Origin of the sequence: Buttiauxella ferragutiae (assembly GCF_022637515.1) — a bacterium.
In the GTDB taxonomy this organism is placed as follows: Bacteria; Pseudomonadota; Gammaproteobacteria; order Enterobacterales; family Enterobacteriaceae; genus Buttiauxella; species Buttiauxella ferragutiae.
Map to the genome: position 1 here is coordinate 2,824,433 of NZ_CP093332.1, position 13,038 is coordinate 2,837,470.

The following is a 13,038-nucleotide window of genomic DNA, read 5'->3' on the forward strand; positions in this document are numbered from 1 at the left end:
GGAGAACGTTATGTCCGGGCAAAGTTTAGGTTTGATTGAAACCATTGGGCTGGCGGCGGCAATCGAAGCCGCTGATGCCGCGATGAAATCCGCCAATGTCCAGTTGGTAGGTTATGAACTGACTAAAGGTGGCGGCATGGTCACCGTCAAATTTGAAGGCGATGTAGGCTCGATTAATGCGGCGGTTGCCGCAGGTGTAGCGGCGGCGAACAAAGTGAGCACGGTTTACGCTCATCGGGTTATCGCGCGCACCGCCGAGGGTATTGATAACTTTATTCACTCCGCCGATACCGTGGGGCTTGCGCCGGTAAAAACGCAACAAGCACCACCGGTGGTCAGTCTTGAAATACCGATAGTGATGTTAGAAGACGAAAGCAAGAAAAAGCCGGGTTCAGGGAAACATAAAAAGCGCTAAGCCGTGAGTCGACTGGTAATGGTGGATGGCGCGCTCGCGCTTATCCACCCTATGAAAACAAAGTCTTATGAAACCGCGTAGGTCGGATAAGCGCAGCGCCATCCGACGCTGCATCTCGTAAACTACAATTGGCTATCCTCCACCTTGCACGTATTACACGGCAAATTCCTCGCGATACCGAAGCGATAGATTGCCGCCCCAAGACAGGCTCCAATAATGGGCGCGACTATCGGCACAATGAAATAAGGAATATCACGGCCACCGGTCATTGATACCTCTCCCCAACCGGCGAAGAACGTAAATAATTTAGGACCAAAATCACGAGCAGGGTTCATCGCAAACCCGGTCAATGGTGCGGTCGCCGCCCCGATAACCGCCACCAGAATACCAATTAACAATGGGCCTAATGGGCCGCGAGGCACACCGTTACCATCATCAGTCAGCGCCATAATCAAACCCATCAGCATAGAAGTGATGACGATTTCTACAAACGCAGCTTGCCAGACGCTAATAGCTGGCGACGGGAAGATACTGAAAATGCTGGCTAATTGCAGGCTATCTACGCTACCCCGAACCATGTTGTGCGCGGTCTCATAGTCCGTGAAAAGGTTGTGATACATCAGATAAGCCAGCATTGCACCGCCAAAAGCACCGGCAATTTGGGCAATGCTGTATGGGAGTACTTTGCGCGCCGGGAAGCAGGCGAATAACCATAATGCAATGGTAATCGCCGGGTTAAGATGCGCACCGGAGATCCCAGCAGTTAAATAGACCGCCAGCGAGATGGCCAACCCCCAGACAATACATATTTCCCACAAACCAAAACTCGCGCCAGCGACTTTTACTGCCGCCAGGCAACTGATACCAAAAAACATAAACAATCCGGTGCCGAGAAATTCCGCGGTGCATTGGGCTCTGAGTGAATCGTTCATAGGTTACCCTGTTTGTGATTGATTATTCATATATCGACTAACCGCCGATATGACATTGAAACCCTAATGACTCTATTTCATTCTTTAATAGCGTCATTTTTTCTTCACTTATTTTTTGAACATCACCCAGCGGATAAATACGGCCTAAAAGCTGATATTTATTTTCGCCGTAAGAGTGATAAGGCAATAAATGAATGGTGTCGACATTCGACATTAAGCGGGCGAACTCACCGATACTGCGGATTTCTTCAACATTGTCGTTAACACCCTGAATTACCGGAATACGCACAATGACCTTAGTGATAAACGACATTCTGATCAGGTTTTCAAGAATGCGGCGGTTATCCACACCGGTGTTACTGAGATGCACTGTGGGATTAATCGCCTTGATATCAGCCAGTGCGAGGTCAACATACGGGAATACTTCATCAATCACTTCAGGTTGAGTAAAACCAGTTGTTTCAATGGCGGTGTGCCAACCCTTTGCCTTGCACGCTTTCAGTAATTCACGAGCGAACTCCGGTTGTGCCAGCGGTTCGCCGCCAGATAGCGTAATACCGCCACCTGAACGCCGGTACAGGTTTTCCTCTTTTTGTAATTCACGCATTACGTCAGCCACCGTCATGCGTTTACCTTTCATTTCCAGAGCCTGAGTTGGGCAAACTTCGCAGCATTTCCCGCACTGAATACAAGCTGAACGGTCAATGAAATAAGGATTGGTGACTGATAACGCTCGCTGCGGGCAAATATCCACACATTTGCCACAACGAATACAGTCATTCTTTTTAAAGATTAATTCCGGTTGTGGCCGTTGTGATTCTGGATTACTACACCACTTACATGATAATGGGCATCCTTTTAAAAAAGGAATGGTGCGAATGCCGGGGCCATCATGCAAAGAATAGCGCTGAATATTAAATAACACGCCTTCCATTTGGTCATCGACTTTATTATTTAGCATATTGCTCACGCCCTAAGCAGCAATTAATAAAAGGGTCATGTGACCCACAGGTTCGATACCCGTTAGCAATCGAGTTGCAGGTAGGCGGCAAGGGAGCTACAAATCTGTCTGGAACAGATTTGAACAGCGCTTGCGCTGGCCCGAAGGGTGAGCCTCATGGACTAGGCTCATAATCCCCAGGAGCTTACTTGAGTAAGTGACTGGGGTTAGTGAGTGCAGCCAACACCCCTGCAGCTTGAAGGATGACGGGTATAAATATTAATTAAAGCTGTTGCTCGGTACGGCTTATAATATCGTCCTGAACTTCCTTCGCCAGCACCACAAACTGCGCACTGTATCCGGCGACGCGCACCACCAAATCCTGATGCTGCTGAGGATTTTTTTGCGCTTCCACCAGGGTGTTACGGTCAATAACGTTAAATTGAACGTGCATCCCTTTTTTGTCGAAGTAGTTTCTCACCAGGCCACTAAAGTGGCGCAAACCGTTTTCCCCCGCCAGTGAGGATGGCAGGAATTTCTGGTTGTAGAGCGTTCCGTTAGAAGCAATAAAGTGGTCGAGTTTTGCCACCGAATTTGCCGCTGCTGTCGGGCCAAAGGTATCTTTACCCTGGCGCGGAGAAACGCCATCGGCCAACGGTTCTTTCGCCAGGCGGCCATCCGGCAGCGCACTCACATCCTTACCAAACAGCACGTTAGCCGAAACCGGATAGATGCCTGCCTGGAACTGGCCGCCGCGCGGATTGGTGTATTTCTCCACTTCCTGGCAGTAAATCAGCGCACAGCGACGCGCCACGAAATCAACATCGTCAATGTCGTTACCAAAGCACGGTGTGTTTTCCAAAATATGGCGAATTTCTTCAAAACGAGAGTTGTTGCCGCTGGCTGCTGGAGCCGCAGATACGCTGGCAAGCTGGCGGTAAACTTCATTTTTAATCGCCGCCGCATCAAGCGAGCCGTGGCTATCAATAATGCGTTTTACCACTTCGTAGACGTCTTGCTCACCCAAAGTGGATTTCGCCGCCACGCTTCCCACCTGATGGCCAAAGTTGGCGTCCAGCGCCCCTTTCAGTTCACTGAGCGTCAGTTTGCGATCTTCAAATACCTGCTTCTGGATGGCATAAACCGAGTCGCCGGTATCAGCGATACCAAATGCCTGCGGGCCGGTGAAGTTATAGATTGCCCCACCTTCCTGCAAAGATTTACCGCGCCCGATACAGTCATCCACCAATGCCGACAAGAACGGCAACGGGCAACGTTCGCCATGCGCAATATCGACGCTGTTACACGCTTCAACCAGTTGATGAACAAAGTGCGCCATCTGTTTGCTGAACGCGGTATAGAAATCGTCAATGTTAGTGTACTGGGTCATTTCCCCGGTCACAGGGCCGAGTTGTTTGCTACCGGCACGCCCGTTGTTGAGGGTGATTTCCAGCACTTTTGCCACGTTAAAGAACGCCGCATCGTGCCAGCCTTCTGTGCGATGTGGCGCTTGTGGTTCCACGCAGCCGATAATGCAGTAATCACGCGCATCACGTAGCGATACGCCACGGTTTTGTAGCGCCGGAATGATCACTTCATCGTTGTACATTGCTGGTACACCCAGCCCCAAACGCACCAGTTCACAAGCACGATACAGGAAGGTATCAGGCGAACCTTGCCAGACGCGAATCGAGAACGACGGTTGCGGCAAGCGAACGTGGGCAGTCGCTTCCATACACATGTAGCTCAGGTCGTTGGTGGCATCCAGCCCTTCTTCGGTCTGGCCGCCGACGCATAAATTCTGGAACACCGCATAACCGGCAAAGGCCTGCGCGGAGACTTCATCACGCGTTTTGTTGATGTCGTTAAGTTTGATCCAGCAGCAGTCCACCAGTTCCTGAGCAAACTCTTTGGAGATAGCTTGGTCTGCCACCAGATACGGGTACATGTACTGGTCGAAACGCCCTGGGGAAATAGAGTGGCCGCTGGATTCAATCTGCAACATGCTCTGGATGAACCAGAAAGTCTGGCACGCTTCCCAGAAGGTGGTCGCGCCGAATTCAGGTACCCGCATACAGTTCTGGGCAATTTGCTCAAGTTCGTGTTTACGCGTCGGGTTGCTTTCCTGCTGAGCAAGGCGAGTCGCTTCCTGCGCATAACGATGAGCAAAGTTAATCGCGGCGTTATAGCTGATGATTACCGCGCGATAGAACTGTTCTTTCTTGATGTACCCCGGTTCGCTGCGGTCGAGCGCTTCCAGCGCACGCGTCACTTCATTGATGATGCCGCGAAAACCGATTTTCAGCACTTTGCCGTAATCCACACTCACGTGACCTACGCCGCCGTAGAAGTAGTTCCCTACGGTGAACACGCCGCCCGCCATACTTTCTTTGGTACTTTCTGACATATACGATGCCGCCAGCGAGCTGGTGGTTTTACCCGGCCAATATTTAAAAGCTTCATGCAGGTCTTGGGCGGTTTTTTTCGGAATAATGAAAGGATCGGCAACACGATGTTCCATGGTGTCGAATTCTTTTTCTACCCAGTCGTAAGAAAATTCCGGGCAGATCTCTGTAGAGCGCGGGTTAATAGTCACTGCGCCAACAATTAATTCGTCTGGACGTATCGTTACCGGTAATTCATTAAATATTTTCTCAACCACTTTTGCCCGACGCATAATAGCAGGCAGTTGCTCACTTTCTTTATAAGCTTCGGTTGCCAGCACTGCACGCTCAGATTCCACATAAGGCTTAGCCTGTAGGATCATATTTTTGAGTCTGACAACACGGTCGGTTGGATGAGTAAAACCTTTCTCTAACATAAATACTCCCGGAATGAGTTATTTAATCTAATAGGCTTCAGAGAAATCACCTGCGAGAAGTCATATTCTTTCCATCGCAAATGCTCAGAATGTATTAACGTCGTCTGTTATTAATCGCATGGCTTCATTAACGGCTGACACTTCGCCAAATATGGCAAGGGTGGTAACGTGTTGTGGGCAACTGCCATGAATTTCCGAAACCACAACATGCGCACTTTTACTGGCGACATCGGCAAAGAAATAGAGATCGGGTATTGGCAACATCGCCAGGCCAATCGCATCAATGCGAATCGAGTCCAGACGTGAGCGGAACTCACTGGGCATCCGCCGTTTCAGCATCGCCAGGGTTTCAGGTGTGGGTGCATTAATGATGCGTTTTTTCATCTTCTGGCACCTCAGCGCACGTTCAGCGCTTCAACCATCACACAACGGCGATTTCTGGCGAAAGCCCGCGCCGACGTCAAACCTTCACCGGTCGGCCCGGCAATGGTAAAGGTGGTGTACCCTTCTCCACCGACGCCCAGGCCCGCATATGACGGCCCATTTTTGACAAAAATAGTGGTCTGGATCTGACGTGCCATTTTGGTGAGTTTGTCGACATTGGTAGAGTGCATGATGGCGGTGTGGCGGTTGCCATGTTCGACTTGTACTGCTAATTCAATCGCTTCATCGACGTTGTCGACCCGCACCACCGGCAGCACCGGCATCATCAGTTCATGCACCACAAATGGATGATGTTTCTCAGTTTCAATTAAGATAACTTTTGTGTCACTCGGCGCATTCACACCCAGTTGTTGCAGAATGTAGCGTGCATCTTTGCCGACAAAAGCAGTATTCGGGCCCGTACCTTTTTCGTTTAACACCAGGGTTTGCAGTTGCTGAATCAGTTTCGGGTCACACAGCAAATACGCTCCGCTTTTTTTCATGCAATGAATCAAGTAATCCGCCACCTGGTTCACCACAATCACTTCTTTTTCCGCAATGCACGGCAAGTTGTTATCGAAACTGCATCCTTTCACGATGTCGCGGGCCGCTTTTTCAAGATCTGCCGTTTCATCTACCACCACGGGCGGGTTACCTGCGCCAGCACCGATGGCTTTTTTCCCCGATGACATCACGGTTTTCACAATCGCCGGGCCGCCTGTCGCCACCAGCATATTGATGCGCGAGTCGTTGATTAACGCGTTGGTGTTATCAATGGAAGGTTGCGTCACGGTGACGACCATATTGGCGGGTGCGCCCAGATCTGCCAGTTTGTGGTTAATTAATTCAACCACATACAATGAAACGTTGCGCGAACGCGGATGTGGGCTGAATACCACGGTATTTCCCGCCGCCAGCATCCCGATGCTGTTATTGATGATGGTTTCGGTGGGGTTGGTGGTGGGCGTAATCGAACCAATCACGCCATACGCTGAGTATTCGGTCAGCGTCAGGCCGTTATCACCGCTTAACGCCCCCGTGGTGAGGTCTTCCAGCCCCGGTGTTTTCAGCGCCGCAAGGCGGTTTTTGGTGAACTTATCTTCTATGTTCCCCATCCCCGTATCTTCCACCGCCATACGCGAGATGGCACGCAAGATATCATCTTGCAGGAAAACCTCGCGGATGCCCTGAATAAAGGTGGCGCGGTCGTGCATCGAGCAGTGGCGATACTGAACTTGGGCAACCACTGCCGCCGCAATGGCTTCATCCATTGTGGCGAAAGCGCCGCTGCCCGCGGTCATTGGCTCGCGAACCACAGAAATTGCAGGTTGCTGTGCCAACGCTTTAGCGATAATCGCATCCAGTGGGTCGCTTTCCTGCCCGGTTGTGGCAGCAGGTTTGGCCTGTGGAGCGACATCCGGCGTGGTTTTGGTGTACTTACTCAGCACGTTCGAAACCGCCTGAGCAATGTCATTATCATTCATGCTGTTAATTTCCTTGCTGCACATCGCTTCACAAGCATTTTGCGCCCGCGGCCTAGATATAAGGTTTGGTAGCAGACTGAATCGGTGCGGGGTCCAGGGTGGCGAGCAGTTGCAACCCGACTTCTCGTGCCGCAATCACTGCCTGACGAACCGCTCCGGAATCACCGGCAAAGGTGAAGATCACTTCGTTGCTAAAGCTGGTGCCGTTTGCCGGGCTGGCGTAACCAATCGGCTCGATAATGGCTGATTTTGCTGCGGCGTCAGCTATCAATACGCCGATTGCCGCCGGGCAAGCACAGGTCATGCCGAAGGATTTGCCCACCGGTGCACCAAATGCTTTGTTCAACGCGTGGCTGGCGCGTGCGGTGTATTGAAATTCCAGATGGCCTGCGGGAGAACCGTAAACATCGCCCATGGTGCGGTCGATTTCTGCCAGCGCCACTTCAATGGCACGACGCACGTCAGAAACATCGGTTGCACCGAAAATAATCAGGCAACCGTGTCCACCACCGCCTTCTGTATCGCGAGCCAGCTCAATGGATAATATTTCGCTGTTGGTCGCTTTAATGGCTTCATCAGCCGCAAATATATGTGGCCCTGCCCCAGTACGCGCGCCAAGAATACCGATGGAGCGATATTTCTTGTCGATTTTCATCACTTCATGTAATTGATTATCGACATTGGCAATCACCAAACCAATTGTGTGCCCCATTGCAGTGCCAACAAATTCTGTTAAACCACATGCGGGAATATTGGCGGTATTTTTACCCGTTGCACTGACATCAGTCTGTTTATTCATTACTTCAGATATAATCTGCTCAACAAGATTATCTCTCATGGTCAGTATCCTCTGGCATTATTAACCGACGGCTTTAGGTAGAATTTTTTCTACTTCCATATGAGGACGAGGAATAACGTGGACAGAAACCAGCTCACCCACTTTAATGGCTGCAGCAGAACCCGCGTCAGTCGCGGCTTTCACTGCACCCACGTCACCACGCACAATCACGGTCACCAAGCCAGAACCAATTTTTTCGTAACCGACTAAAGTGACGTTCGCCGATTTAACCATGGTGTCTGCCGCTTCAATTGCAGAAACCAAACCTTTTGTTTCAACCATACCCAGCGCTTCTTGTTGCATAATGACCTCATGTATTTCATTGGTAATTGAATACACGCAGAGGAATAACCAATAAGGTTTTTCTTCTACGCGTAATATATTTTCGTATTACGATACTAGAGATGTCAGGACAAAATGTTTTGCCCGTTAGCTTGATTATTTTGTTTTCAGGAACGCTTCCAGACAATAAAATCCTGTTTTGTTATCACAATGAAGAAATAGCGACTGCATCCATCGCGATCATTTTTTCTTCATTCGTGGGTAATACCGCCACCCACGCGCTATTGGCTGTTGAAATAACCCCACTCAAGCCACCACACATTTGTTGGTTTTTCTTTTCATCGAGCTGTAAACCGAGCACGCCGAGTCGTTTAACCGTCAATTCCCTGACTAACGCCGAGTTTTCCCCAATGCCACCAGTGAAAATTAATGCATCAAAACGGTGAAGCGAAGTGAGATGCGCGCCTAAATGACGAGCCAGGCGGTGCACCATCACATCAATCGCCAGCGTGGCGCGAGCGTGGCCCTCACGTCGAGCTTCCTGCAAAGTACGGCAGTCACTGGAAAGCCCGGACACCCCATACAGCCCGGACTCGTTATTCACCATTTTGTATAGCGATTCAATGGATTGCCCGGTACAGGAGGCGATATACACCGCGGCGCCAAAATCCAGATCGCCACAACGCGTGCCCATCACCAACCCTTCCAGCGGCGTCATCCCCATTGAGGTGTCCACGCTTTTGCCATTTTTCACTGCGCAAACTGACGAACCGTTACCCAAATGAGCAATCAGAATGCCGTGATTGGCAGGATCAAGACCAAATGCGTTGATAGCTTCGGCGGCAATGTAACGATGTGATGTGCCATGGAAACCGTAGCGCCGCACTTGATAACGCTCCTGATATTCCAGCGGAATGGCGTAGGTGTAGGCTTCCGGCGCTAACGTCTGGTGAAAAGCGGTATCGAATACCGCAACTTGTGTCACCGCTGGCAGCAAGGCCATCGTCGCTTCAATGCCAATCAGATTGGCCGGATTATGTAACGGCGCTAACGCGGACAGTGTGCGGATCTTTTCAATGACTTCGCTATTGATCGCCACAGACTGTTTAAATTCATTGCCGCCGTGGGCGACCCGATGCCCTATCGCCTTCACCGCAGGCAGCAATTGGCGCTGCTTCAGTTCAGCAAACAAGGCTGTCAATGCGCTGAGATGGCTGGCTTCCGGCAGTGGCTGGCTTGATTTATTCCCCGCTAGGTCTTTAAACGTGATGCAGGCTTCTTCAAGCCCGAGCTTTTCAGCAAGCCCGGAAAGCACGGGAGCACCATCGTTAAAAGGGATCAGCGAAAATTTCAGCGAGGACGACCCGCAATTAATAACTAAAACCAGTGAAGCGTTGGACATAGTGGTAATCCCAAAGAAAATGGTGGATGACGCTTCGCTTATCCCCCTACCGTAGGTCGGATAAGCGAAGCGTCATCCGACAACATGTTTTATTTGCTGCTCGTTAATACGAAATGTTCGCGGCTAAAACGGCGCAACGTGTTGCTGGCAATAGCCATATCTTGTTCAACACTACCGCCGCTAATGCCGATAGCACCCACTAACGCGCCATTTGCCCAGCACGGCACACCGCCACCAAAACAGCAGATGTCTTTTTCGTGCTGGAGGCCATACAGGCTGGCGCCGGGCTGCACCAGAGGCGCTAATTCGTGAGTCGCCATTTTGAGTGCGATGGCCGTCCAGGCTTTCTGAAAAGCAAGGCGCTGGCTTACCAACAGCGCGTTATCCTGGCTGAAAAAGTAGCGTTGCTGACCGCTGGCATCTACCAGGCTGAAGACGATTGGCAGGTCGAAAACTTGCGCTTCAAGACAGGCATAACGCCCAAGTGCTGCGGCATCTTCCAGGCTCAGAGAGAGCCGCCGTTCAGGTAACTGGCGCGTAATCGCTGAGGCTATCCAACCATCCATGGTTGATGACGCTATGGCTGATGGCTGTGACATATCCGCACCTCGTTAAACGTTAGATTCCAGCGCATCGACGATGCCAACCACCGCCGCATCAATCACCGAATGTTCTTTGCTGTTGCTCATACGCGCAGAGCTGCCGGTGGTAATAATGACGATTTCACCGTTCCCTGCCCCCACGCAATCCACCGCCACCTGGGCGCTGCCGGTCGGTTGGTAGTGTTCATCGAGCCGGGCAACAACCAGCAATTTGCAGCCGTTTAATGAGGCATGTTTGGTGGTAGAAACTAGCGCACACGTGACTTTTGCCAGGTACATATTTCCTCCTAAGGCTCCTGAATAATCGTGATGTTCTGACGGCGAATTTCATCCCGCGCGGCAGGGGTAATCAGGGTGTGGCGTGCAACACGCAAACCCGCATCCCCTGAAAATGTGCGGATGTCGCTCAACGTGAGTAGAGTTTGGCCTGCCGTCGGTATTTTTTTGCCCGCAATGACAATGCCATATTGCTCAAGCGTGGTGACGTACTCTGCCAGGCGTGAAAGCAGCGAAAGCGGAAGCCCCGTGGCCTCGTGATTCAGGCATTCATGATTTAAGGTGGCGATCACTTTTATGCGCCGATTGAGTGCATGAAACACCCATGAACTGGCGATGTTGTCTCTGATTCCCAGCGCAATCTTGCTCAGGCTATTGGTAGAAAGTGCCGGTAAAAACAGGCTGCTGTAATCATCGTCACCAGCGGCGGGTTCTTGTTCGCCATACAATGCCCCAACACAAGTCGAGTCGACCTCGCTGATGAAAGCGGCTTTCAGTCCGGATACGCTGGCGCTATGGGAGAATGTCACCAGCAATTGATATCCCGCGCGATCCAGCGCCGCAAGGCTGAGCAATGCCGCAGGCAAGCTACTGAAATTGTCCCCCGTTACCACCACGCGAACTTTTTTACGCCCGGCGTTTAGCTCACGACGTTTTTGTTCCAGCAGCGCTGCAATCAGTGTGTCCAACCGTTGGGATAAAGCCTGGTGATCCATAGCGCCCTCACATTAAACAGTTGGGTTGATTCGATAAACCAGGTCGCCGTTGCGTAGCCCAAAACCATTGGCTTCTTCCACATCGATATGCAGTTCCAACACCGCATCAGCACTGACGCGCACCACGACATGCCCTAAAACACCGGCTCGCAAACCCTCGGCCTGCACGTCGATTTCCATCCCATCGCGCAAGCCATGCAACTGGGCTTCCTGCGGGGAAATATGAATATGACGCCAGGCGACAATCGTGCCGTGTGGTTTCGCGACGTGCCCTTTCGGGCCGATGATTTCGATGCCCGGCGAATCATGCAGATCGCCGGACATACGCACCGGCGCTTTCACGCCCAGCACGAAACTGTCTGCTACCGAGATCTCTATTTGCGTGGTGTTGCGCAGTGGCCCCAAAACTCTGACGTTGGGGATATCGCCTTTTTGAGTGCGCAATGTCACTGTCTCTTCAGCGGCAAATTGCCCCGGTTGCTTAACCGCTTTCATGCGCGTCAAGGTGGAACCGTAACCGAACAGCACGTCCATATCTTCGCGGCACAGGTGAATATGGCGGTTAGAAACCCCGACCGGAATCATCAACGGCGCATGATTTTTACCGGCAGCTAATTCCTGCATAATTTGCCGGGTGATCCATTCGGCTTGTTGCTGGATATCATTCATAGCTAAGCGGCCTGATAAATAAGTGAAAGTAAGCGGTCAATATCCTGAACATTGGGCTGGCGTGGATTGGTTATAGTGCAACCATCGGCCAGTGCCGCATCAATTAATGGCTGGCGTAACAATTCAAATAACGGCTTATCGGTCCCCAATTCTTTTAATGTGGCCGGAATACCGAACTGGCGATTAATAAGGCGGATTTTTTTGACCAGATGGGAAATAGCAATCTGTGAGTTTTCATGCTCGATGCCCATAATTCGAGCACATTTGATATAGCGTTCGAGCGTAAGCGGTGCCGCAGGAGCGGCATTAAATTCAATGATCAGGGGTAACAACATGGCGTTAATTTTGCCGTGGGGAATATGCAGCATGCCGCCAATGGCGTGCGCCATACCGTGAACCAGGCCCAGACCGGAAGAATTAAATGCCATGCCTGCCATGCAGGAAGCGTTATGGATATGCGATCTGAACTGTAGGTTGCTCTCATCGTTACAAACTTGCGGTAAATATTGCCAGACCAGCGCAATCGCCTTTTCCGCCAGTGCGTCACTGAAATCGTTAGCACCCGTTGAGACGAGTGCTTCAATCGCATGCGTCAGCACATCCATTCCTGTGTCAACGGTAATATGTCGCGGTACGCTTAGCACCAGATTAGGGTCAAGAATGGCCATGTCGGGAACCAATTCTTGCGCCACTAAGGGATATTTACGGCCATTTTTCGGGTCAGAAATAATCGCGTAAGAGGTGACTTCAGAACCCGAACCACTGGTGGTGGGAATCGCAATCAGCTCGATTGCCTGTGAGCGATAGTGTTCTTCAAGTGTGACTTTAATGCCTTTCGCCGCATCCAGTGCCGAACCGCCGCCCAATGCAATAATGGCATCCGGTTTGAATGCTTTAAATTTTTCCGCACCTGCTTTTAAAATGTCGATATTAGGATCAGGTTTTACTTCACTGAATATGGATATTGCCGCATGTGGCATCACATCAATCAGATAACGAGTCTTACCGGATGACACCATAAACTCATCGGTAACGATGGCGACGCGTTTATTATTTAACGCACTTAATGAGCTTATCGCCTCTTCACCAAAATAAATTTTTGGGCAGGAGAAAAAATAATTCGCCATCGCTTAAATACCTATAAACACCAACCGAAAAAGAGGGTTTTAAGCTAGCATGAGGGAATTTAAAACAGGCTACCAATGCTTGTGCAGGATAAGGATTATTTTGCCCGGTTG

The 13,038-nt window shown here is 50.7% G+C and carries 14 protein-coding genes; 1 reads left to right on the forward strand and 13 read right to left on the reverse strand.

Features of this window, described 5'->3' with window-relative positions; all coding sequences use genetic code 11:
• Positions 1-10 precede the first annotated feature (10 nt).
• Positions 11-415 (forward strand): BMC domain-containing protein, encoded by a 405-nt coding sequence (locus MNO13_RS24355; RefSeq protein WP_277881106.1) that lies wholly within the window; start codon positions 11-13, stop codon positions 413-415.
• Between the two features lie 122 nt (positions 416-537).
• Here the strand turns inward: MNO13_RS24355 and MNO13_RS13020 are convergent, their stop codons facing one another.
• The 13 genes from MNO13_RS13020 to MNO13_RS13080 all read right to left on the reverse strand — a co-directional run bounded on the left by MNO13_RS13020 (position 538) and on the right by MNO13_RS13080 (position 12,927).
• On the reverse strand, positions 538-1,347 hold the full coding sequence (locus MNO13_RS13020; protein WP_241938838.1) for an MIP/aquaporin family protein: 810 nt from the start codon (positions 1,345-1,347) through the stop codon (positions 538-540).
• Between the two features lie 37 nt (positions 1,348-1,384).
• Positions 1,385-2,308: a glycyl-radical enzyme activating protein gene (locus MNO13_RS13025; RefSeq protein WP_133521428.1), complete on the reverse strand. Its 924-nt coding sequence runs from the start codon at positions 2,306-2,308 to the stop codon at positions 1,385-1,387.
• A 262-nt stretch (positions 2,309-2,570) separates the two neighbouring features.
• A complete protein-coding gene (gene grpM / locus MNO13_RS13030; RefSeq protein ID WP_241938839.1) occupies positions 2,571-5,108 on the reverse strand; it encodes a glycyl radical protein in 2,538 nt (845 codons plus the stop codon).
• 84 nt (positions 5,109-5,192) lie between these two features.
• Positions 5,193-5,492, reverse strand: a complete 300-nt coding sequence (locus MNO13_RS13035; RefSeq protein WP_064546887.1) for a BMC domain-containing protein — start codon at positions 5,490-5,492, stop codon at positions 5,193-5,195.
• 11 nt (positions 5,493-5,503) lie between these two features.
• The gene (locus MNO13_RS13040; RefSeq protein WP_241938840.1) at positions 5,504-7,015 is read right to left on the reverse strand and encodes an aldehyde dehydrogenase family protein; all 1,512 of its coding nucleotides are present in this window, start codon (positions 7,013-7,015) and stop codon (positions 5,504-5,506) included.
• 52 nt (positions 7,016-7,067) lie between these two features.
• Positions 7,068-7,853, reverse strand: a complete 786-nt coding sequence (gene pduB / locus MNO13_RS13045; RefSeq protein WP_064546891.1) for a propanediol utilization microcompartment protein PduB — start codon at positions 7,851-7,853, stop codon at positions 7,068-7,070.
• A gap of 21 nt (positions 7,854-7,874) precedes the next feature.
• A complete protein-coding gene (gene grpH / locus MNO13_RS13050) occupies positions 7,875-8,156 on the reverse strand; it encodes a propanediol utilization system shell hexameric protein GrpH (protein ID WP_064546893.1) in 282 nt (93 codons plus the stop codon).
• Positions 8,157-8,340: 184 nt separating this feature from the next.
• On the reverse strand, positions 8,341-9,537 hold the full coding sequence (gene tdcD, locus MNO13_RS13055; RefSeq protein WP_241938841.1) for a propionate kinase: 1,197 nt from the start codon (positions 9,535-9,537) through the stop codon (positions 8,341-8,343).
• A gap of 89 nt (positions 9,538-9,626) precedes the next feature.
• The gene (locus tag MNO13_RS13060) at positions 9,627-10,136 is read right to left on the reverse strand and encodes a GlcG/HbpS family heme-binding protein (protein WP_237930023.1); all 510 of its coding nucleotides are present in this window, start codon (positions 10,134-10,136) and stop codon (positions 9,627-9,629) included.
• A 12-nt stretch (positions 10,137-10,148) separates the two neighbouring features.
• Positions 10,149-10,418, reverse strand: a complete 270-nt coding sequence (locus MNO13_RS13065; protein WP_121813417.1) for a EutN/CcmL family microcompartment protein — start codon at positions 10,416-10,418, stop codon at positions 10,149-10,151.
• Positions 10,419-10,426: 8 nt separating this feature from the next.
• Positions 10,427-11,131, reverse strand: a complete 705-nt coding sequence (locus MNO13_RS13070; protein WP_241938842.1) for a hypothetical protein — start codon at positions 11,129-11,131, stop codon at positions 10,427-10,429.
• A gap of 12 nt (positions 11,132-11,143) precedes the next feature.
• Entirely contained in the window at positions 11,144-11,800 is a 657-nt protein-coding gene (gene pduL / locus MNO13_RS13075) for a phosphate propanoyltransferase (protein WP_241938843.1), read from the reverse strand.
• A 2-nt stretch (positions 11,801-11,802) separates the two neighbouring features.
• Positions 11,803-12,927, reverse strand: a complete 1,125-nt coding sequence (locus MNO13_RS13080) for a 1-propanol dehydrogenase PduQ (protein WP_241938844.1) — start codon at positions 12,925-12,927, stop codon at positions 11,803-11,805.
• Positions 12,928-13,038: the final 111 nt, after the last annotated feature.

What these genes read in the sequence shown, in the direction of transcription:
- MNO13_RS24355 (WP_277881106.1), top strand. Translation starts at nt 11, where the DNA reads ATGTCCGGGCAAAGTTTAGGTTTGATTGAAACCATTGGGCTGGCGGCG.
- MNO13_RS13020 (WP_241938838.1), bottom strand. Translation starts at nt 1,347, where the DNA reads ATGAACGATTCACTCAGAGCCCAATGCACCGCGGAATTTCTCGGCACC.
- MNO13_RS13025 (WP_133521428.1), bottom strand. Translation starts at nt 2,308, where the DNA reads ATGCTAAATAATAAAGTCGATGACCAAATGGAAGGCGTGTTATTTAAT.
- grpM (WP_241938839.1), bottom strand. Translation starts at nt 5,108, where the DNA reads ATGTTAGAGAAAGGTTTTACTCATCCAACCGACCGTGTTGTCAGACTC.
- MNO13_RS13035 (WP_064546887.1), bottom strand. Translation starts at nt 5,492, where the DNA reads ATGAAAAAACGCATCATTAATGCACCCACACCTGAAACCCTGGCGATG.
- MNO13_RS13040 (WP_241938840.1), bottom strand. Translation starts at nt 7,015, where the DNA reads ATGAATGATAATGACATTGCTCAGGCGGTTTCGAACGTGCTGAGTAAG.
- pduB (WP_064546891.1), bottom strand. Translation starts at nt 7,853, where the DNA reads ATGAGAGATAATCTTGTTGAGCAGATTATATCTGAAGTAATGAATAAA.
- grpH (WP_064546893.1), bottom strand. Translation starts at nt 8,156, where the DNA reads ATGCAACAAGAAGCGCTGGGTATGGTTGAAACAAAAGGTTTGGTTTCT.
- tdcD (WP_241938841.1), bottom strand. Translation starts at nt 9,537, where the DNA reads ATGTCCAACGCTTCACTGGTTTTAGTTATTAATTGCGGGTCGTCCTCG.
- MNO13_RS13060 (WP_237930023.1), bottom strand. Translation starts at nt 10,136, where the DNA reads ATGTCACAGCCATCAGCCATAGCGTCATCAACCATGGATGGTTGGATA.
- MNO13_RS13065 (WP_121813417.1), bottom strand. Translation starts at nt 10,418, where the DNA reads ATGTACCTGGCAAAAGTCACGTGTGCGCTAGTTTCTACCACCAAACAT.
- MNO13_RS13070 (WP_241938842.1), bottom strand. Translation starts at nt 11,131, where the DNA reads ATGGATCACCAGGCTTTATCCCAACGGTTGGACACACTGATTGCAGCG.
- pduL (WP_241938843.1), bottom strand. Translation starts at nt 11,800, where the DNA reads ATGAATGATATCCAGCAACAAGCCGAATGGATCACCCGGCAAATTATG.
- MNO13_RS13080 (WP_241938844.1), bottom strand. Translation starts at nt 12,927, where the DNA reads ATGGCGAATTATTTTTTCTCCTGCCCAAAAATTTATTTTGGTGAAGAG.